The organism is Sphingobium chlorophenolicum, assembly GCF_000722875.1.
Classification (GTDB): domain Bacteria; phylum Pseudomonadota; class Alphaproteobacteria; order Sphingomonadales; family Sphingomonadaceae; genus Sphingobium; species Sphingobium chlorophenolicum.
On the sequence record NZ_JFHR01000016.1, the window covers coordinates 30,101 to 50,997 of the forward strand.

Sequence of the window (20,897 nt, forward strand, 5' to 3'; positions counted from 1 at the left end):
CCGCCGTGGCTGAGCCTTTGCCCCGAAACGGCGTCTATATCGTGACCGGCGCAGCCGGCGGACTTGGCCGGGCTATGACCCTTGGCCTGCTCCATGCTGGCGCGCGCGTCGTCGCGGGGGATCTGGGCACGGATCGGTTGGACGCGCTGGAAACCGAACTGGCGACGCTAGGACATGGCGAGCAAGCGCGTTTGATCCACCTCGATGTCTGCAGCGAGGAGGCAACCGCCGCCGCAGTGGCGTTGGCGCTGGACGCCTTCGGACGGCTGGACGGCATAATCAACAATGCCGGCATCGGCCAAGAGCTGGTATCGAACGATTATATCTTCAACCCGCCTCCCTTCTGGAGCGTACCACCCGACATCTGGCGGCGCATCTTCGACGTCAACGCCATCGGCCCTTTCCTGCTCGCCCGGGCGGCGGCGGGCCCGATGATGGCCGCAGGCGGCGGGCGCATCGTCAACATCACTACCAGCCTGCAGTCGATGCTACGCAGGGGCATGGCCCCCTATGCGGGGTCGAAGGCGGCAACGGAAGCCCACTCGCTGGTCATGGCTCAGGACCTCGCCGGGACCGGCGTAACCGTGAACGTCCTGGTGCCAGGCGGCGCGACCGACACCAGGATGGTGCCGCAGGAGATCGGCCTCGCGCGCTCCGAATTGCTGCGCCCCACCATCATGGTGGCTCCGTTGCTATGGTTGCTGTCTCCCGACGCCGCAGAGGTCACGGGCAGACGCTTTGTTGCGGCGCGTTGGGATACGTCCCTGGATACAGCCGAAGCAGCCCGCATTGCCGGCGCGCCGGCCGCATGGGAAATCCCGCCCGATGGCCAGGCGATCATGCCCGCAAGCTTCGGCGCCAAGCCCTAAAACGAAACACGGAAGAGGAACGAAGGCGCGATGTCGCTTCATGGCAAGACCGCGTTTGTTACAGGCGCCGCGCGCGGCATAGGCGAAACGCTGTCGCGAGCCTTGGCGGCCGAGGGGGCTAAGATGGCGCTCATCGACATCGATCTTTCGGCAACGCGCGCGGTCGCCGAAAGCATCGAGGCAGCGGGCGGCCAAGCGCTCGCGATAAAATGCGACGTCACCGACATGACAGCGATAGAAGCCGCCACGCAGCAGGTCAGCAGCCACTTCGGCGGAATTGATATCCTGATCAACAATGCCGCGCTGCATGGCATCGAATACAACATCCCCTCTACCCAGTTGCCGATGGATGCATGGAGCCTGCTTCTCGACGTCAACCTTCTGGGCCCGGTTCGCTGCGCCAAGGCCTGCCGTGGCGTGATGCGCGCACGCGGCGGAGGGGTGATCATAAACCTGTCCTCCATCGCCAGCATGCCCGCACTGAACGCCTACGGCGTATCGAAGCTGGCTGTTCGCGGTCTGACCACCGCCCTCGCCCATGAACTCGCCGCCGATGGCATCCGCGTATATGCACTGGTGCCAGGCCTGATGGATACGGAGGCTGTCATGAGCGAGGCGCCGCCTGGCTTTGTGGAAGACGTCCACAAGAAGCAGCTTATCCAACGCCAGGGCAGTCCGCGGGATCTCGTCGGTGCGGTGTTGTTCTTCTGTTCCGACGCCGCCAGTTTCATCACCGGCGAGACCCTGACCATTGCGGGTGGCGCGCCGCTGCGGACCTGAATTTCATGCAGAATGGCGTAGGATCATTTTGCCAGATAGCCGCCATCGACCACCAGATCCGTCCCGGTAACGAAGGACGCGTCATCGCTGGCCAGGAATAGAACGGCAGCTGCGACCTCTTCAGGCCGCCCACGCCGTCCCAGCGCAGTTCGGGCATTGCGCTCCGCGCGGACCTGAGCGGAGTGGCCGGCAGTCGCGGGCGTGTCAATGACACCCGGCAGGATGGCGTTGACCCGTACGCCGCGCCCGCCCAAGCTAACCGCCGCGTTGCGCGTCATCATCCGCACGGCCGCCTTGGTCGCATGATATCCAGCCATATGTTCGACCGAGATCACGCCGAATATGGACGCGATGTTGACGATTGATCCACCGCCGCGGGCAATCATCTGAGGCGCAATGGCGCGCATGCCGAGAAACACCGATGTCTGGTTCGCGCGTACGACATGGTCCCACTCCTCAAGCGGCACGTCCAGAAGATCGGCAGTCGGCCCCCGAATTCCTGCATTATTGACAAGAATGTCCGCGCCCCCTGCCCGCTCAGCGACGATGGCCGCCAGGGCTTGCCAATCCTGCTCGCTCCCGACGTCGAGACGCTCGAACATCGCGCCTGAGGGAAGGGGTGAAGCCGACTCCATGATGTCGGTCGCAAAGACGCGAGCGCCTTCGGCCGCAAGTCGTTCGACAATGGCATGCCCGATCCCGCCTGACGCGCCCGTCACGATGGCCACCTTTTCAGAAAGGCCCCGACTTCCTGTCGATGATGCGATTTCAGCCATCACGGAGCCTCCATACACTGACACATTTGGTTGTATTTAGCCCTATACGTAGATAAGAGACTTCCCGATCGCAAGCATGAGCGCGACTGCTCCGGGACGGGGCGTAAAAAGGGGAGATTGCCATCGTGGCCGATGCAGCCAAATTAAGTCCTTTTTCCGACACGACATTCACCGGTCGCACCGCGATCGTTACCGGTGGCGGCAGCGGCATCGGGGCGGCAGTGGCGAAGCAGCTGGCGGATTCAGGCTGCGCCGTGACGATCCTCGATCTGGACATTGCGCTCGCGGCCGATGTCTTGGCAGGCATCGCGGCGCGCGGCGGCGACGCTCTGGCGGTGGGATGCGACGTCACCAGCCGTTCCTCGATAGAATCGGCGCTGGGGAAAGTTGTCAGCTGGCGTAACGATATCGACTATCTGGTAAATTGCGTCGGCACAGTGCTCGGAGAACCGTTGGCGGCGATTGATCTCGACAAATGGAGACGCAGCTTCGAGATAAATCTCGATAGCGCCCTGCTCATGTGCCAGGCATTCCACCCCAAGCTTGCATCGAGCGCGGTCGGCAGCGTCGTCAACATCGCGTCCCTTGCAGCGCGCGGGGCCTACCCCGGCGGAGGCGGCTACGGGCCCAGCAAGGCCGCACTGGTGTCCCTTTCCCAACAGTTGGCGATCGAGTGGGCGCCGGAGGGTATCCGCGTAAATGTTGTAAATCCCGCAACGACGCTCACACCCTTGGTTCACCGGCTCCATTCCCCTGAATCGCTGGCGGAGCGCGCAAGCAGAGTGCCGCTCGGCCGGCTCGTCGATCCTAATGAAGTGGCCGCCATGGTGTGCTTCCTCCTGTCGGACGCCGCGTCCGCCATTACCGCACAGGTTATCGACGTCGACTGCGGCGTCAGCCAGTCGTTGGTTACCCCCATAAAGCCGCCAGCATAGCTCCGGATCGAGCACGCGCCCGATCCGACGGATCCCTATAATGCCAGCGTTCCCGCATGCGCCGATGAAGGCAGGACGTCTGTCATGTCAGACTGAGCCCCCCCTTGAAACGACTTTACCGTCTGCGATGACGAGGGAAGGATTCCATAAATTTTCTATGTCCGCGGCCGGATTGCCTCGAAAGACGACCAGGTCGGCCTTCAAGCCTTCCGCCACCGAGCCGATATCGTCCCGACCCAGATGCCTCGCGGCCTGAACCGTCGCCGTGCGCATTACCTCCAGGGGGGAAAGCCCGCCTTTCACCATGCGCTGCGCCTCGACGATGGAGTTCGAACCATATTGGCCGGCATCCACCCCTTCCACCTTTATAGTCGGCGAGAAGCTGTCCGTGCCTAGCGCCACGCGCACCCCCGCCGCAGCGACCCGGCCGACATTGCGGTGCGCTTCCGGCGTGGGATACACCCACAAAGTCGGCACGTAGGTCGCGTCATTCCTCAGCAGAAGTTCAAAAACTCTATCGTCGGATATGTCCTCGCCGACGATGCCGTGCTCAACGCCGTCGGCTCCGGCCTCGAGCGCTTCGATGGCGCGGTCCTGCTCATATGTGTGAACCGTGACCTTCAGCCCCCTGCGATGCGCTTCCTCTATCGCAGCCTCCATGACTGGCCGCTTCAACCGGTTGATGGGCACCATCCCATGCCAGCGATAATCAGGTTCGCCGCCGTGGCAGGCGCATCCCCCCTGATAGAGCAGCTTGATCGCGTCTACGCCCAGTTCCGCCATTTCGGCGACGCGCTCCCGCGCCGCTTCGGGACTGTCGGCCTCTCCGGCTGCGCGCTTCTGATACCACGGATTTCGCCCGTAGATCGTTCTGGTTGGATGACCGCCAGGCGCGGTCAGGCCGAATCCCGTCATCAAAAATCGCGGGCCGCTGCAGACGCCCAGCCGAAGGCGTTCGCGTATGGTCAGCAATTCGGGCACCGGGTCGCCCACCGACTTGATCGTCGTGACCCCATAACGCAAAAACGACTGAAAATGCAGCGGAAGCACATCGTCCAGATAGGTGTTCATCGACTGTTCGTCGACGCAGCTGATCGGGTCGAACAGGTGCACATGGCTGTCGATCAGACCTGGGCTGAGCCAGGCGCCCGCAACGTTAAACTCCTCGTCACCTGCCAGCCTTTCTTCCGATACGGTCACTATCGCACCATCCCGTATGCCTACATTGAAGCGCCCGGTTCGTACGTTTAGACCATCGAAGAGGCAGGCGTTGTTGATCGCTATGTCATGTCTATCCTGCGATGACAGCGCCATCTCCATTCTCCTGAAAAAGTATAGATCGGCTCAAATATTGGCTGAAAACCCAGGGGCATGGTTTCAAAGCGCCGGGAACCATGCTTCGCCTGCGCTCCGTTCTCCGAAATGTGCGACGAGGGCTGCGATGCCGCCAGCTTCGGAAGCGTTTACGAAGCCCCCAGTTCCTCGATTATTTGCAGTCAAGCGCCAACAGCGCCACAGACAGCGATCTCAGCGCCCATGATATAAGCAGATTCATCCGAAGCCAGGTATAGCGCCGCATGCGCTATGTCTTCAGTTGTCCCCAGCCGCTTGGCCGGGATGGATTGCGTAAAAGCTTCAAGAAATTCCGGCTTGTTGACCCTGATCATCGGCGTATCTATCAGTCCTGGCAGAATAGCATTGACCCGGATATTGCTCTCCGCCAAATCGACGGCCGCGCATTTCGATATTCCGCGGACCATCCACTTCGATGTTGAATAGGAAAATGCGTTGGCCATGCCGCGCGTACCCACCAGCGAAGATATGTTGACGATCGAGCCGCCTCCCGCCTTCAACATCGGCTCCTGAACCGCCTTCATGCCCAGGAATGTCCCGCGAGCGTTCACCTCAAAGAAGCGATCGAACGATTCGACGTCGGCTTCCTGAAAGCGCCCTTGCGCATAGATCCCGGCATTGTTGATCAGCACGTCGACCCGGCCGAACTTGTCAAGGGCCGCTGCAACGACCTGTTGCCAATCCGCTTCCCGCGATACGTCATGTTTGACGAATATTGCCTGATCACCGATTTCGCGCGCAACCTGTTCACCGGCCTCGGCATTTATATCCGTAAGGATCAGCTTGGCGCCTTCGGCTGCAAACAAGCGGGCTTCCGTGGCGCCTTGACCGCTGCCTGCTCCGGTAATTATCACCACCTTGTCTTTGAGCCTGTTCATAAAATCCTCCCATCTTATAATTAGTTAATGTAGAAAGTCTTCACACAAGTAATACTATGGCTCCCCGCGCATCGCCGCCTTTAAATATTTATAAAGCTGAAGCCTCGATCGACTTTACGGCCTCAGCGGGAATGAGCGGCGAAGCCGTCAATCCCCGGACTGAGTTCCGCGCGAAGCTGCAAACTTGGAATAAGATAATCGCCGCCGTTCTGCATTCGATAGGGAATTGGCTCGGCCGTAAAGAAATTGCGCATCCGCTCGCGCAAATGTTCGCCTTCATTTTCGAACCTCTCCGGCGTCATACGGTCCGCCCGATAGGACACAAAGGAAGGCAGCACATTGAATCCAGGATAGAAAAGGACGCCATGCGTTATGGGAAACAAGATATCGTCAATGGGGCCATTGATGCCCCGACGATCATAATGTGGCTGCGCGCCGCCCAGCATGACCAGCAGCATGCCGCGCTTTCCCGCCATGGCTCCCTCGCCATATCGATCACCCCAATGCGTGTCATTATATGCGCCAAGGCCGTATCCCAATCCATGTGAAAGGGTACGCTCGACCCAGCCCTTCATGATGGCGGGCATGGTGAACCACCAGAGCGGAAAAGCGAGGATAAGCCCATCGGCCCAAAGCAGTTTGGCTTGTTCCGCCTTGACGTCTTCGGTCAACGATCCCGCATGGAAAGCCCTGTCCGACGCGGCGCTGACAATCAATCGCTCCGTTTCCGTCAGGCCTGGGAAGTCATCACGGTCGATCTCACTCTTCCACCTCATCGCATAAAGGTCCGTCACCTGCACTTCATGACCATCCCGCTGAAGCTGCTGATTGGCGACACCGGTGAACGAGTGAGTTAAGGATGCCTGGTCGGGATGCGCAACTACGATCAACACCTTCATCAGATTTCCTTAATCACCACAACCCATCGACCAGAGGACGCCTACTTTAACGACGCCTGCATCTGCGATAAGGTGCCATTCTTTCCAATGAGTCGGGAAAAAAACTCTTGAATAATGTTCCTGACCGCCTCTCCGGCTTGTCGGCATTCGTCAGAACCGCCGACCTCGGCAGCTTCGTGGCGGCGGGAAAGGCGCTGGGCCTATCTCCTTCCGCCGTAGGAAAGGCTGTCACGAAGCTGGAAGATCAGCTTGGTGTCCGACTGATTCAGCGATCGACACGTAAGCTCAGCCTGACCGAAGAAGGTCGCATGTTTCACGAACGATGCCGGCGTGTTCTTGAAGAACTGGATGATGCGCAGGAGAGCCTCCAGCGCATGCGTGAAATGCCGCGCGGGCTTATCCGACTGTCGAGTCCAGTCATCGGACAACATGTCCTGATGCCAGCCCTGCCAGCCTTCCTCGCGCGCTATCCGGAGATCGAGTTCGATCTCGACTTTTCAGACCGGGGCGTCGATCTGATCGACGACGGAGCGGATGTGGCTCTCCTGATGGGGCCGATTCCCGACAACCGATTCATGGTTCGTCGGCTAAAGCCATACCGCCATCTTTTGTGCGCATCGCCCAGCTATTTGCAGCAATTTGGCGAGCCCAAGGCAGTCTCCGATCTCATGGCGCACAGGGGCATTGGGTTTCGCTTTCCCGATAGCGGCAGGCTTTATGAACACACCCTGCGCCGGAGCCGGAGCGAACTGCCCGTCCGGCACAATCATTTCATGACCTGCAACAGCCTGGAAGCCGTGCGCGAAGCTGTTATCCGTGGAATTGGAATAGGTTGTCTGCCGGAGTTTCTCGCAAAAGACCAGCTCTCTTCCGGGACGCTTGTGCCACTCCTTACAGACATTATCGACGTTACCGATCAGTTCAGCCTGGTATGGCCGTCCAGTAGACATCTCTCACCGAAGATCCGGGTCTTCGTCGACTTCATGGCGCGACATCTTTTCGCCAGCGAGTGATCGAAGCGAAAAAGCCGGGCCAGACCGGCCCGTGTCAGGCCGCCGCTGCCGGGCGCGTGCACGGAACTGGCCCGTCACTCACGATTCGTTCCTTTGCAGAAAATGCTGGGCGACCCTCTGCAAGGCGGCGCGCGCCAACGGCGAGGGGAGCGCCCAGGACCCGCCAGCCAGGTCCGCTACGCCCTGATTTTCGTCCGTAATCGCCCAAAAATGACATAATCGCCAAGATGCTTGACAGATACGTCAGAGACAATAAGATTTATGGTCGAGACACACATCAAGATACTTCTGGCGTCCTCATCATCTGCAACACTTGCACACGGGCGCTTTGAAGTTCCCGACGTCTCGAAGACATAAATATTCATTTTCAATCCGAAAAAATCGGAAGACTAGTTCATAAAGGGGTAGGATATGCGTGCAATCCACAAATCATTTTGTTCGTCTGCAGCTCTTGCATTCTCCTTACTGAGTAGTCCGGCTTGGGCTCAAGATTTGAATGCGGCGGTAGCAGGAGCGGATGAACCCACGTCCAGACAAGCAGCCCGGGTTGGCGCGGACGACATCATCGTAACAGCCCAGCGGCGCGCGCAGTCGCTCAATGATGTCGGGATAACGATCAACGTCGCGTCCGCTGAAACGCTGCAACGTCAGGGTGTGACCAGTGTCGCCGACCTGGCGAAGGTCGTTCCAGGCTTCAGTGTTCAGACAAATGGTGACGGCACGCCGATCTATTCTTTGCGCGGCATCAACTTCAACGCCCAGAACTGGGCCAATTCGCCTACGGTCAGCATTTCCATAGACGAAGCGCCGATCCCCTTCTCGATCATGTCGCAGGGCGCGATACTGGACCTTGAGCGGGTCGAGGTTCTAAAGGGTCCCCAGGGCACCTTATATGGCCAGAATGCCACAGGCGGCGCAATCAACCTGATCGCCGCCAAGCCTACCGATAGCCTGCAGTATGGCGGAGAGATCGGCTACGGGCGGTTTGATACGCTTCAGGTCCAGGGTTTCGTCAGCGGCCCGCTCACCGACACGTTGAAGGCGCGCGCTGCGGTCAGTGTCATCAACTCCGGTCCCTGGCAGTATAGCTGGTCCCGCCACCCCGGCGCCGATCCGACGCTCTACGGCGGCACGCTGGTCCCCTCGCCCAACTATGAACAGGATGACAAGAACGGCAGTCAGCGCAAGTTTTCGGGACGACTGCTGCTCGACTGGGAACCGTCCGATGCACTCAAGTTTTCGCTGAACCTCAATGGCTATGTCGACAACTCTGACAATCAACAGCCGCAGCTTGTCATATATCGTCCCGGCGTCCCTGCTTTCGTGGATCCGCGCATCATACCGCCTGCGACCGGCCCGAACCCGCTGGTGAACACCTATAGTGCAAGAGCGGCGGAATGGAATCCCAACTTCCCCCGTGACCGCCACAATACCTTCTATCAAGCCGCACTGCGTGTGGATTATGACGTCACTCCGAATTTGCAGCTGACTTCACTCAGCACCTATTCGCGGATGGATATCGACATCAAGACGAATGGTTCAGGCTATGCGCTCGCTATCCAGGATTATCACTGGTCCGGCAACATCAAGGCATTCAGCCAGGAAATCCGCGCCTCGGGCAAAATCCCCGGCTCTGGCATCAGCTACATCATCGGCGCCAACTACGCGCATGACACATCTTACCAGGTCGACCGCTGGTACGACTATCTGAATTCGCCCCAGCAGGCAGCGGGATTCTTTGTCTATGACGCCATCAACGATCAGAAGAACGACACATATTCCGTTTTTGCTAATGTCGACTGGGACATCACCAGCGAACTGACCCTGTCGGCAGGCATACGTTACACCCACGCCAAGCACACGGCCACCAGCTGTACCTACGATGTGGACGGCGATTCCGCGGCATTCTTCACCGGAGCCATAAACTTCGCACGCTCCACCATTGGCCTGGCGCCCTTTTCGGGCATTCAGCAAGGCGGCTGCTTTACCATCGGGCCGGAATCGAACGGCTTCCTTCCCTACGCCGATCCGAATTCGTTCAAAGAAAACAACGTGCCGTGGCGCCTGAATGCGAACTATAAATTCAACCGCGACCTGTCGGTGTACGGCACCATCAGCCGCGGCTTCAAGGCGGGGGCTTATCCGTCGAAGGCTGCGGCTTCCTACCTCACACTTCGTCCTGTCACCCAGGAGGAACTGACCGCATATGAGGCGGGCATCAAGGCGCGCCTGTTCGATGACAAGCTTTCCATCAATGCAGCCGGCTATTATTATGACTATAAGGACAAGCAGCTGATCACCTACACCACTGATCCTCTGGTAGGATTGGTGTCCCAGAACAACAATGTTCCCAAATCATCGGTCAAGGGCTTTGACGCAGACATCACCTTCAGGCCCATTGACGCGCTGACCCTGAAATCGGCCGTTACCTATGCAGATTCGAAAGTAGGCGATTTTCCGGACTATGACGTGTTTCTCAATCCCATCAATGTTCGAGGCAATTCGTTCAATCTTTCGCCGAAATGGACATCGGTTAGCGACGCGGAGCTTCGCCTGCCGATTTCCACCGAAGCAGATGCATTTTTGGGAGGGTCGGTCACATATAACAGTGTGACCTGGTCGGACCTGTCGCACAGCGAAGTGACAAAGATCGACCCATGGACAACCGTGGACGTGCGCCTCGGCGTGACGTTCAAGACAGGACTTGAGCTTATGCTATGGAGCAAGAACATCACCAATAAATATTATTGGAACCTAGCCTACGCCAACGCGGAATCGGTTCTGCGCTATTCCAACATGCCGCGAACTTTCGGCGCGACGGTGCGCTTCAAGAACTGATTGGAAAGAACGCTCCCTGGGACCGGATCATCACCCGATGATCCGGTCTTTCGTCACGATATATCCTCGTCTGATCGCGTTTCGGACAGTTCTCGCCCGTCGCTCATTCCGCCAAGACCTGCGACGAAAGGCGACACCGGATGCAACGAAAAAAGCATCTTTACATAATCGTCAGATAAGATACTCGATCGACAACAAATTTGGCGCGTGGCGACGACCGGCGGCATTCTGCGATCAGCAATGGAGTCATGAGATGATATATGGGCGGCAAATGCGTTCGACCATCGCCGAAGATGGTGGCCTTACGGTAACGCTTCACGATACCGCAATTGATGAGCCTGCGAACGACGAGATCATCGTCCGTATCGAGGCCACCCCCATCAATCCGAGCGACCTTAGCGCCATGATAGGGCCGGCCGACCTCTCCACTTTGAATCTCACCGTGGAGGAGGGGCGGCCACAGCTTTCGGCCAAGGTTCCGGCCGCCCCGCTGAAGGGCCTGCGCGGTCGCCTGGGCCTGCCATTGCCGGTCGGCAACGAAGGGGCTGGAACGGTCGTCGCCACAGGCCCGGAGGCAACGGCGCTGCTGGGCAAGCGCGTCGGCATGATGGGCGGGGGCATGTATGCCGACTACCGCAAGATCCGCGCCCCGGAAGTGCTGGAGATCCCGGATCACGCCAGCACCGCCGATGGCGCTTCCATGTTCATAAATCCGTTAACCGCACTTGGCCTGATCGAAACCGCCAAAGCCGAAGGTCACCGGGCCATCGTGCAAACTGCCGCGGCGTCCAATCTTGGCCAGATGATGCAGAAAATCTGTCATAGCGACGGGATCGCCCTGATCAATATCGTGCGATCGAAGGAGCAAGAAAGTCTGCTTCGGGATATCGGCGCCGAATATGTTCTCAACAGCTCGGACCCTGATTTCATAGATCAGCTCACTGACCTTCTTGACGCGACCAGTGCAACCGCTGTCTTCGACGCGATCGGCGGCGGCACGCAGGGCAGCGATATCTTGCAGGCGATGGAGCAAGCGGCGGTGCGACACATGCCGGCCTATAACCGATACGGGTCAGATGTGTTCAGGCATCTGTTTCTCACAGGCGTGCTGGACACCGCCCCTGTTACCCTGCGACGAATGGACCTGGGAAATGACTGGAGCGTGACCTCATGGCTGCTGTTCCACTTCCTTCGGAAAGCCGGCCCGGAAACGGAGAGACGCCTGCGGCAGCGGGTCGTGGATGAATTGACCACCACCTTCGCGAGCCATTATTCGCGCACCGTCGGCCTTGCCGACGCGCTGGAGCCTGAACTCATACAAGCAGTTCAACGAAAGTCCACGGGCGAGAAAGTGCTCATCGACCCCACCGCCGGCTAAGGGAGCCCGCAATGCTCTCTGGATGCGGGAATATGGCCTTCGTCCTGCACGTTCTCCTAACAGCGGCTCATCCGGTTTCGGTCGCGCCGCGGCCGAACCTCCCGCAAGGCCGCGTTCCCGCCCCCCTTGACGACGACTTAGAGTATCATGCGCAAAAGTAGGAACCGGTTTTGCGCTGAAAACGATGCAAAAACAAAAATCTAGAGCACGCTGCGTCCGATTTGGCGCAGCGTGCTCTGGGCGGCGAGCAAATGGGTTTGGGGGGTCGCCGAAACCCCGATGGAATACATATCCGCCTTCAAAAGTGGAGACCCCTGCGATGACCGAGCGGGAGATTGCGCAGCCGATCATCACCTTCGCGACGGACGACGGGCGCCCAATTACGCTACCCCTCGCTATAGCAGGCCAGATATTACCCCTGGACCCGCCGGCAGGCTGGCGCGGAGACATAGCTGGCCTGGGTCAAAGGGGGGGATCGACACCTTGTCGGCCCGGCGACGCCGTGCGCCCAGACTTCATGCCGACGAATTATTCCAATGAGACGCCGTCGCGCTGGAAAGGCTCGGCCTGGGCAATGAAAATGCCAGGCCAAGCCTTTTCGCTATCTACTGATCATCAAGGCCCCGGCCAAAGCAACTGCTCCCGCCGACTTCAGGCCCCCGGCGAAGGCGCATCGACCGTTGCGTAGATCTTGAGCTCCTGAAATTCCTGAATAGCCTGCGGACCACATAGCGCCCCGATGCCGCTCTGCTTGTAGCCGCTCTGCTCGAAATGCTCCGACAGCACGGCCCAGCAGTTGATCCAGATATGACCCGCTTCCACGCCCTTGCCGACACGCCGCGCCCGCGAAGCGTCGGCAGTATAGATCGACGCCGCCAGGCCAAACTCGGTCGCATTGGCGCGATGGATCGCGTCCGCCTCGTCATCGAACAGCTCGAAGGTCTGGACCGGGCCGAAAAGCTCGTTCTGAACCACATAGGTGTCAAGATCCTGGACCTCGATGAGCGCCGGCCTGAAAAACGCGCCGCTGGCCAGTGGACCCTCTGTGACCGGTCCGCCGCGAACGAGTATCTTCGCATAGCCTTCTGCTGCGGCGACCTGTTCGTCGAGGCGACGGACACTGTCCTTGTCGACCAGTGGCCCCAGCTGCGCGTCTGGGTCATCGCTGTGGCCCAGGCGGATATTCTGATATGCCTCGATCAGCGCGGCCCGCAGCCTATCGGCAATGCCGCGCTGGACGAGGATGCGCGAACCGGTGCAGCAATATTGCCCGTTCATCAAAACGCACGCCATGATTATCTGCGGGACGACAAGGTTAAGGTCCGCATCGTCAAAGACGATCAGGGGCGTCTTTCCGCCCAGTTCCAGGTTGATACGCTTCAACGTCCGGCTTCCGTTCGCGCCAATGAGACGACCGATCTTCGTGCTACCTGTATAGCTGATCGCATTCACCTCCGGAGATTCCACGAGCAGGGATGCGCCGATGCTGCCGGTTTCCGTGATGATGTTCAGCACGCCCGGCGGAAGCAGCTTCGTTTCCGCCATTGCCTTGCTGAACAAGGCGTTGGTCAATGCGGTCTGGTGGGGGAGCTTCAACACCACCGTGCAGCCGGCCGCAAGCGCAGGACCGATTGCGCGAACCGACAATATGACCGGCGAATTCCAGGGTGAGATAACCCCTACGACTCCCATCGGCTCGCGAGCCGAATGGAAATGCACGCCAGGAGACACTTCCAACGCACGGCCATCCGTCTGCAGTAGCGCGCTGGCGGCGGCATAACGCAGCCATTCGATGGACAGCCGGACCTCCCACTGCGTCTGCATGTGCAACTTGCCGCCTTCGCGGGCGAGCATCAGGGCCAGCTCGGGCGCGATCCCCTGGAGGCGGTCCGCCATTTCGAGAAGCGCGCGCGATCGCAGCGATCGGTCCTTCGCCCAGTCGGTGGCGCTGAAGGCCTCGCGCGCCGCATTGATCGAACGCTGCGATTCCTCTGCGCTAGCGTCCACATAGTGGCCCAGCACCTCGCCAGTCGACGGGCTGATGGACTCCAGGACGGCTCCATCCGCGCTCCATTCACCGTTGATCCAGTTCTGCGCGGGCCTGTCCAAGACCGTAACGTCCAAATCGCTCATCTGACTTCCTTCTTCATCGGTTATGACCGATTGCGCCTGCGTGACGCATTCATCGGCTATTTACGCATTTTCTGGGGACGGCGCCCTTTGCAGCTGCGCATCGCGCGGTTCGCCGGAGGAGAGATGTTCCACGGCATCGGCCATCTTCCTTGGAGTGGGGCCATCCCAACCGAGCGACCGCATCGAGATATGCATATGAATTACCAGCAAGCATAAGGCTGCCCCTCAGGACAGATCGCCCTGCGCGGATTGCGCGCCCTTGCGACACTTGTCGCCGGCGCCTAGTCGCCTCCAACAAACCGACCAGGCGACCCTCGCGCCTTACTCGACCAACCATTCCGCTCTCCCTCCGGACCGCCGCGCCAAGCGGGCACCGGTAATTTTTGCTGATATACAGTTATGGCGAATAAACGACACAAATGTCAATATGTAGTCCGACATGGGTGTCTGAACAGGCCGAACCGCCTCGCCCATCGCGCGCGATACTACCGAGTGGGCCCAGGAAAGTCGTCGGCCGTTCAGAACGGCGCGGCTGCGCAGCGAATCGAACGGTAATCGTCCAGCTTCATGGGATCCTGTCATCCGCGCGCGCAGCGACTATCGCTGGGGCGTTTTCCGCTGGCGCAAGCAATAAGGCTTCCGTCCCACGACAGATTTGCCTGCCGAATTCACATATGGGACGAAGCAGCATGCTACATCATCCCACTTCGCAGCGACGAACCTGCAAGCATCTGTCATCGTCGCGCATTTTGATCACTAACTTGCAAGCGACCCGTTTGGAATCAGCCTTTTCACCTAGCTGACTTCACGAACCGCAATTCTACTGTACGTTCCAATTCAGAGATCATTGAATATTTTCACCCCTGCTCCATGTCGGAAATGACAAGCGCTTATAAAGCTTGAACTCAGCCCTTGATGACATGCTCCAGATGAGCGACATCTTCTTTCAAGATACGCAGAATGTCCTCGACCCTGTCGCTGCGGGAGCGATGGGCGTCAGGCCGTAACAACGAGCGCACCGCCATGTCTGCGATCGTATCGGCGACCTCCTCCATTGGAATGCGCCCATTTGGATTGAACCACCATGCAGCCCAGTTGCGCATCCCGATAATGGTGAGTGCGGCGACGTGCGGGTCGACTGTACGAAACTTGCCGATTGCGATCCCGCGCTGAATTATGTGCGTGAAATTTTCCAGGATCGCTTTTTTCGACACATTGTGCCGTTCCTTCAGCTCTGCCGGCATGTCGGCCTCGGACCGATCGAGTACCCGGAACATTACCGGATTTTCGAGCACCCATTTGGTAGCCGACCGCATCACGAGCCGAAGCGCATCCTCAGGATCGCGGTCCACCTGTTCGGCAATCTCAGCCGATTGGCCGACGCTTGAAAGCGTGACCTCTTCGATCAGCGCTTCAAGTATCTTCTCCTTGTTCGGAAAGTGGTAATATACGCCGGGACGCGTTATCCCCAGCACATCGGCCAGATCCCGCAGATTGGTCCCCGCAAACCCATGTTTGGCGAAGAGGTGGGCTGCTGCGTTAAGCATCTCCTTGCGTACCTGGGCGCCGCGCTTGCGACTTGTTTTGCCCGTATCTTTTTCCGCCGGGCGCGCCTTTTTCACGGCCTGCTCGCCTTGGCCTTCACCGACCGCGCCTTTCTTTCTCGGCATCCCCTGCTCCGTCGCATCGTATCCAGTTAGTCTCGATATGCGTTTTTGCGGAAATTTCTAGCCAGGTTCAACACTTTCAGACTGTATCGCAGCGGTTCGGTCATAAGGCGAGAACATCATGGCGAAAAAGACTCGTTTTGACGCCCTTCCACGTCAACCAGTGCTCCTCCATTCCGAAGGCCCGCTCAGCGCCGTGGGGAGGCAGGATGCTCGCTCAGCTTGGAGGCGATTGACAACTGAAAAAATCGTCATACATTTGACTCATCAGTAAGTCATTATACCCCGCTGCCAAGTTCGATCGGCTGGGACTGTTGTTTCTTGCAAAAAGCGATCGGTCTTCGAGTGCCAGGCGACCGCCTACAAACTTGAGCCGCTCAATAAATATCATGGGAGAATGTAGCGATGAAAAGGCGCTTCAGGCTTGCACCGCTCTTTAGGGCGCTTGCTCCGTAAGCATCTGCCGCGGCGGTAAACGACCTATATATCAGTGAATTGATATACAGGACATCTGGTCACCAGCGAATATGGGCGGCTTCCGCATCAAATGCGCCCTAAGCCAGGATGTCCCGTCAGATAGCGGATGATCGGCTTAAATTGTGGGCGCCAGGCTGATCCACATGCCCGGCCTGATCATTACGCCGCCGCAAGCACCCTGCCGACTGGACACGCTTCGGCTGCTGCCGGCGTCGGCGCCCTAGACAGACCAGCCGGAACGAGTCGTCCTATTCAGTTCAAAAGTCCGAAATGCACGCTGGGGTGCTTGGACCCCGCGACTGTGTTTCGCCTCCAGATATGGGAAGCATCCAGCTGCTCGGCGGTTCGAAATTCTCCGAATATGCGACGGCCAATGGATGAAGGAATGAGACCGACCCCAAATAAGATCGGCGTCGGGCTGGCATTCCATTCTGCACAACGAGAGAAAGTGAGGAAGAGATGGGTCATGTGATAGGCATCGACGTGGGGGGCACTTTCACGGACGCAGTTCTGATCGCCGGGGACGGCCGCATGTTTTCCGCGAAAACGCCATCCACGCCGCCCGATTATGGCGTGGGCGTGCTCGACGCGGTCGAATTGCTTGCGAAGGAGATGGACCTCGGGGTCGAGGCGCTTCTGGCCGATACCGACTATATAGCCCACGGGACGACATCATCACTCAACGCCCTGGTCATGGGCAAGGTGCCCGACGTGGGCTTCATCACCACAAAGGGCCACCGGGACTCGATCTACATCATGAATGTCGAGGGTCGCTATCTCGGCCGGCCGCAGCATGAATTGCAGGATATCATCCAGCAGGACAAGCCGCGCACCATCGTGCCTCGCAAACTCGCCCGGGAGGTAACGGAACGTATCGACCGCGACGGCACGGTCATCGTGAAACTTGACGAAGGCGAAGCCCGACAAGTCATCCGTGAAATCCTGTCGGAAGGCGTCCGGGCAATCGCCGTGTCGCTGCTCTGGTCCTTCCGCAACCCCGAGCATGAACGGCGCCTGCGCGACCTGATCCATGAGCAGGATCCCGAAGTCTTTGTCGCCCTGTCCTCCGAGGTAAGCCCCCGCATTCGGGAGTTCGCACGCAACTCGACAACGATCATGAGCACGCAAATCGGTCCGGGCCTGGAATTGTACCTCTCCCAACTGGAAGGGAAGCTTCGCGACCGGGGCCTGCGCGGCTCACTCCTGGTCATGCAGAGTTCGGGCGGATCAATCGCTGCGTCCGAAGCGGCCGCGTCTGCAATCACGACTATCGGCGGCGTTCTTACCGGCGGCGTCGTGGGATGCGTGCGCATGGCTGAGCAACTTGGCGATCGCAACATCATCGCGACGGACGTCGGCGGCACGACTTTCCTTGCCGGGCTAATCGTCGACGGGGAGCCGGTCCGGGCGTCCGATACCATCGTTAACCAGCATCCGGTCAACGTGCCGACCCTGCGGGTGGAGGCGATCGGATCAGGCGGCGGCGCCATCGCCTGGATCGACAGCGGCGGCAACCTTCACGTGGGACCGACTTCGGCCCAGGCGGCGCCGGGTCCGGCCTGCTATGGAGCAGGCGGCGCGGAGCCGACCAACACGGACGCCAATCTCGTCCTCGGCATATTGCCGGAAACAGGCCTGCTGGGGGGCCTCCGTCCCATCCGCAAGAATCTGGCCATAGAAGCGATCCGCACGCGCATCGCCGAACCGCTCGGCCTCAGCGTCGAGGAGGCGGCCGCCGCGATCTACGCGGTCCAGAATGCCCAGACCGGCGACCTCCTGCGCAAGATCGTGGTCGAGACCGGCCATGATCCACGCGACTTCACGGTCTACGCCTTCGGCGGGGCTGGTCCGGCGCATTGCGCGGCCTATGCCGCCGAAGTTGGCGTGGCGGAAGTCGTGGTGCCGCTCGGTCCCGTCGCCTCCGCCTTCTCGGCCTTTGGCCTTGCCGTGTCGGACATCGTGCTCGTGCGCGAACATAGCGATCCGATGACCGTGCCCTTCGACCCGCAGCGATCGCAGCAAAATTTCGAACGGCTAGAAGCCGACGTCCTGGAGGCTATGCAGCGCCAGGGCGTACCGCTGGACCATGTCGAAATCCACCGCGAGATTGACATGCGTTATGGCCTCCAACTCAGCGAAGTGACGTCACCTGTCGCACGAGGCGCGCTGACCGGCCCCTTGCTCGAAGAAAGCGTCGCCGATTTCGAGCGCCGTTACGCCAAGCTCTATGGTGAGGGATCGGGCTTCCGCGAAGCGGGCATCTACGGCATCACCTTCCGCGTCAGGGGGGTCGGCGTGCTCAATGTCGAGCCGAAGTTCGAAACGCTCGACGATGCGCCGAGCCACGACCCCGCATCCGCTATCCTCACCCGCCGGCCGGTCTGCCTCGGCCGCGACGGCTATGTCGATACGCCTGTCTACGACTATCGCCTGCTGCGCAGCGGCCACGCCATCCAGGGTCCCGCCATCGTTCAGGTGCCGACAACCTCCGTGGTCGTGCCCGACGGGATGCGTGGCTTGATCGACGGCTTTGGCAACCTGCGCATCCAGACGCGCGCCAACATTATCAATCTGTCTGCCCAGAGGAGTGTCGCCTGATGATCGCCGGATCAGAAAATTTCGCTAGCCGCCCGGTCGATCCCGAAGCGCTGCGCCGCACGATCGGTCACAAGCTCCTGATCCATAGCGTCAGTCAGGAGGTAATCGACAATCTCGACCCCCTCACCTACGAAGTCGTGCGGCACCGCCTGTGGTCGGTGACAGACGAAATGGGCGAGACGCTAAAGCGCATGTCCGGCTCGCCGATCGTCACCGACGCGAACGATTTCGACTTCACCATCAATGACGAAATGGGACAGCTGGTTCAGGTGGGGCTCTATAACACGATGCTGGTCGGGGCGATCGACATGGCGTTGTCCTGGACGCTGCGGAACCGGGTCGACAGCCCCGGAATCGAGGAAGGGGACATGTTCCTCTGCAACGATCCGTGGGTCGGCGGCGGACTGCATCAGGCGGATGTCCTGGTCTTCCAGCCCGTTTTCTATGACGGCAAGTTGTTCGGCTGGACCAGCGCCATTTGCCACGAGCCCGACCTTGGCGGCTCTGCCATCGGGTCGATGCCTATCGGCGATATCGACGTTTTCCATGAATCCCTACCTACGCCGCCGATCAAGATCGTCCGCAAGGGGGAGATACAGCGCGATGTGGCTGACGCCTGGGTCCGCCGTTCGCGCGTGCCGATGATCATCGGGCTCGATCTGCGCGCAAAGGTCGGAGCGAACAATATCGGACGCAACCGCCTGCTTGCCGTAATCGAACAATATGGCGCCGACACCGTGAAGGCTGTCATGAAGCGGATGATGAACGATGCCGAGTACCGCTTGCGCGACAAGCTGCGTGCAGCGCCGGACGGCGAGTGGACGGCGACGGGCTATCAGGACCAGGCCCATGTCGGAGACCGCAAAACGCATCGGGTCGCGCTTAGGATGACCAAGATGGACGGACATCTGACCTTCGATTTCACGGGCACCGATCCCCAGGCAGGCGTCATCAGTTGCACTTATGGCGGCTGTCGCGGGGGCATCATGCTCGCCTTTCTGCCAATGCTCGCGGGGGACATTCCATGGTCAGCCGGCGGTTTGATGCGATGTTTCGACATCATCGCGCCGGAAGGATCGCTCGCAAACGCCACCTTCCCCGCAGCACTGGGGCGCGCGCCGCTCGGCACGGGTTGGCTGATCGGCAATCTGGTCGCGCAATGCCTGTCGCAAATGCTGGATCGGACGATCAAGCTGCGCGGCAATGTTCAGGCCAGCTGTTGCGGCACATACGACCTTGCGGTCATTGCGGGCATCGACGAGCGTTCCGAACAACCCGTGCCCTTTATCAACACGGTGATGGAGTCGGTGGCTGGGGGCTATGGCGCCCGCCCCGCGCGCGATGGCATCGGGACCGGCGGCAACTTCTGCATCCCCATGGGCCGTGTGCCCGACGTGGAGGTGACCGAAATGCTCTATCCGCTGCTGATGCTTTGGCGGCGGGAGGAACGGGATTCGGGCGGGCCGGGCCGTCAGCGCGGCGGCACAAGCAGCGCGGTTGCGATCACGCCGCACGGAACATCGCTCCCCGCCCATGTCGTGATGTCGTCATCGGGCAAGGCGACAGCGCAAAATCCGGGCCTTGCCGGCGGCTATCCCGGAAATCTGGGCTATGACGTCGTGGTGCACGGCGCCCGCATCCAGGACAGCCTCGCGGCTGGCAGAATACCTGCCAGCCTTGACGAACTGGAAGGCGACGCGCAGCCGGTGCAGTGCTTCGCCCAGACCGTGATCGAACCGGGCGACCTTATCTACCTGAACTGTCAGGGTGGGGGCGGCTACGGGGATCCTCTGTACCGGGACCCGCAGGTCGTCGGGCAGGATGTCCGCGACGGGATCGTCAGCGCTGCGTCGGCGCATATGATCTACGGCGTCGTTCTCACCCCGACTGGTCAGCTCGACGAGGCGGCTACGGCAGAGCGCAGACATCAGATCGTCGATGAGCGGCGCGCACTGGCGCGCATCCCCGGCAAGCTTGAGGGGCATCTGGATACGGAACATGCCATGCTCATCGACGACAATCTCGTCGCGCATGTGGATGGCGAAATGGCGAAGATCGGCTGCCGTCATTGCGGCCAGATTGTGAGCGGCGAAGACAACCGGCTCCACCTCGCACGGATCACCGGCGGCTCCACGCTTGCCGGACCCAATATACGGGTCCAACCGGACTTCTACATCGACGCTCCGGTGCATTTCGAACAGATGCTCTGCCCGTCCTGCTTCACCGTGATGCACACCGCCATCCTGCCCGAACAGGAGCACGCCAATCACAGCGTCAGCGGATTTGCCGTCGCCCATTGAAAC

General features: G+C 59.9%; 14 protein-coding genes. 8 read left to right on the forward strand and 6 right to left on the reverse strand.

Annotation, left to right across the window (positions count from 1 at the left end; translation table 11 throughout):
- Window positions 1-5 precede the first annotated feature (5 nt).
- Both BV95_RS08790 and BV95_RS08795 read left to right on the forward strand, forming a co-directional pair.
- Window positions 6-869, forward strand: coding sequence for an SDR family NAD(P)-dependent oxidoreductase (locus BV95_RS08790; RefSeq protein WP_234703127.1), 864 nt, complete (start codon window positions 6-8; stop codon window positions 867-869).
- 30 nt (window positions 870-899) lie between these two features.
- Window positions 900-1,649, forward strand: coding sequence for an SDR family NAD(P)-dependent oxidoreductase (locus tag BV95_RS08795; RefSeq protein WP_037450203.1), 750 nt, complete (start codon window positions 900-902; stop codon window positions 1,647-1,649).
- Window positions 1,650-1,672: 23 nt separating this feature from the next.
- Here the strand turns inward: BV95_RS08795 and BV95_RS08800 are convergent, their stop codons facing one another.
- Window positions 1,673-2,425 (reverse strand): SDR family NAD(P)-dependent oxidoreductase, encoded by a 753-nt coding sequence (locus tag BV95_RS08800; protein ID WP_051749666.1) that lies wholly within the window; start codon window positions 2,423-2,425, stop codon window positions 1,673-1,675.
- Between the two features lie 125 nt (window positions 2,426-2,550).
- On the opposite strand from BV95_RS08800, the gene BV95_RS08805 reads away from it, so the two are divergent.
- Window positions 2,551-3,360 (forward strand): SDR family NAD(P)-dependent oxidoreductase, encoded by an 810-nt coding sequence (locus BV95_RS08805; RefSeq protein WP_051749667.1) that lies wholly within the window; start codon window positions 2,551-2,553, stop codon window positions 3,358-3,360.
- An 87-nt stretch (window positions 3,361-3,447) separates the two neighbouring features.
- Here the strand turns inward: BV95_RS08805 and BV95_RS08810 are convergent, their stop codons facing one another.
- From BV95_RS08810 to BV95_RS08820, 3 genes are all read right to left on the reverse strand, one after another.
- A complete protein-coding gene (locus BV95_RS08810; RefSeq protein WP_037450209.1) occupies window positions 3,448-4,680 on the reverse strand; it encodes an amidohydrolase family protein in 1,233 nt (410 codons plus the stop codon).
- A gap of 176 nt (window positions 4,681-4,856) precedes the next feature.
- Window positions 4,857-5,591: an SDR family NAD(P)-dependent oxidoreductase gene (locus BV95_RS08815; protein ID WP_037450212.1), complete on the reverse strand. Its 735-nt coding sequence runs from the start codon at window positions 5,589-5,591 to the stop codon at window positions 4,857-4,859.
- A gap of 122 nt (window positions 5,592-5,713) precedes the next feature.
- The gene (locus BV95_RS08820) at window positions 5,714-6,490 is read right to left on the reverse strand and encodes an NAD(P)H-dependent oxidoreductase (RefSeq protein WP_037450215.1); all 777 of its coding nucleotides are present in this window, start codon (window positions 6,488-6,490) and stop codon (window positions 5,714-5,716) included.
- 137 nt (window positions 6,491-6,627) lie between these two features.
- Here BV95_RS08820 and BV95_RS08825 point away from each other — a divergent pair, with 137 nt between their 5' ends.
- From BV95_RS08825 to BV95_RS08835, 3 genes are all read left to right on the forward strand, one after another.
- The gene (locus BV95_RS08825; protein ID WP_202901553.1) at window positions 6,628-7,503 is read left to right on the forward strand and encodes a LysR family transcriptional regulator; all 876 of its coding nucleotides are present in this window, start codon (window positions 6,628-6,630) and stop codon (window positions 7,501-7,503) included.
- A gap of 411 nt (window positions 7,504-7,914) precedes the next feature.
- Complete coding sequence (locus tag BV95_RS08830; protein ID WP_081873321.1) at window positions 7,915-10,341, forward strand: TonB-dependent receptor; 2,427 nt, start codon at window positions 7,915-7,917, stop codon at window positions 10,339-10,341.
- A 271-nt stretch (window positions 10,342-10,612) separates the two neighbouring features.
- Window positions 10,613-11,719: a zinc-binding dehydrogenase gene (locus BV95_RS08835; RefSeq protein ID WP_234703128.1), complete on the forward strand. Its 1,107-nt coding sequence runs from the start codon at window positions 10,613-10,615 to the stop codon at window positions 11,717-11,719.
- Between the two features lie 651 nt (window positions 11,720-12,370).
- Here the strand turns inward: BV95_RS08835 and BV95_RS08840 are convergent.
- The gene (locus BV95_RS08840; RefSeq protein ID WP_051749670.1) at window positions 12,371-13,852 is read right to left on the reverse strand and encodes an aldehyde dehydrogenase family protein; all 1,482 of its coding nucleotides are present in this window, start codon (window positions 13,850-13,852) and stop codon (window positions 12,371-12,373) included.
- Between the two features lie 905 nt (window positions 13,853-14,757).
- A complete protein-coding gene (locus tag BV95_RS08845; protein WP_081873322.1) occupies window positions 14,758-15,522 on the reverse strand; it encodes a TetR/AcrR family transcriptional regulator in 765 nt (254 codons plus the stop codon).
- A gap of 933 nt (window positions 15,523-16,455) precedes the next feature.
- Here BV95_RS08845 and BV95_RS08850 point away from each other — a divergent pair.
- Window positions 16,456-18,594, forward strand: coding sequence for a hydantoinase/oxoprolinase family protein (locus tag BV95_RS08850; protein WP_037450223.1), 2,139 nt, complete (start codon window positions 16,456-16,458; stop codon window positions 18,592-18,594).
- On the forward strand, window positions 18,594-20,894 hold the full coding sequence (locus BV95_RS08855) for a hydantoinase B/oxoprolinase family protein (RefSeq protein WP_037450226.1): 2,301 nt from the start codon (window positions 18,594-18,596) through the stop codon (window positions 20,892-20,894). The genes BV95_RS08850 and BV95_RS08855 overlap by 1 nt, the downstream gene beginning before the upstream one ends.
- Window positions 20,895-20,897: the final 3 nt, after the last annotated feature.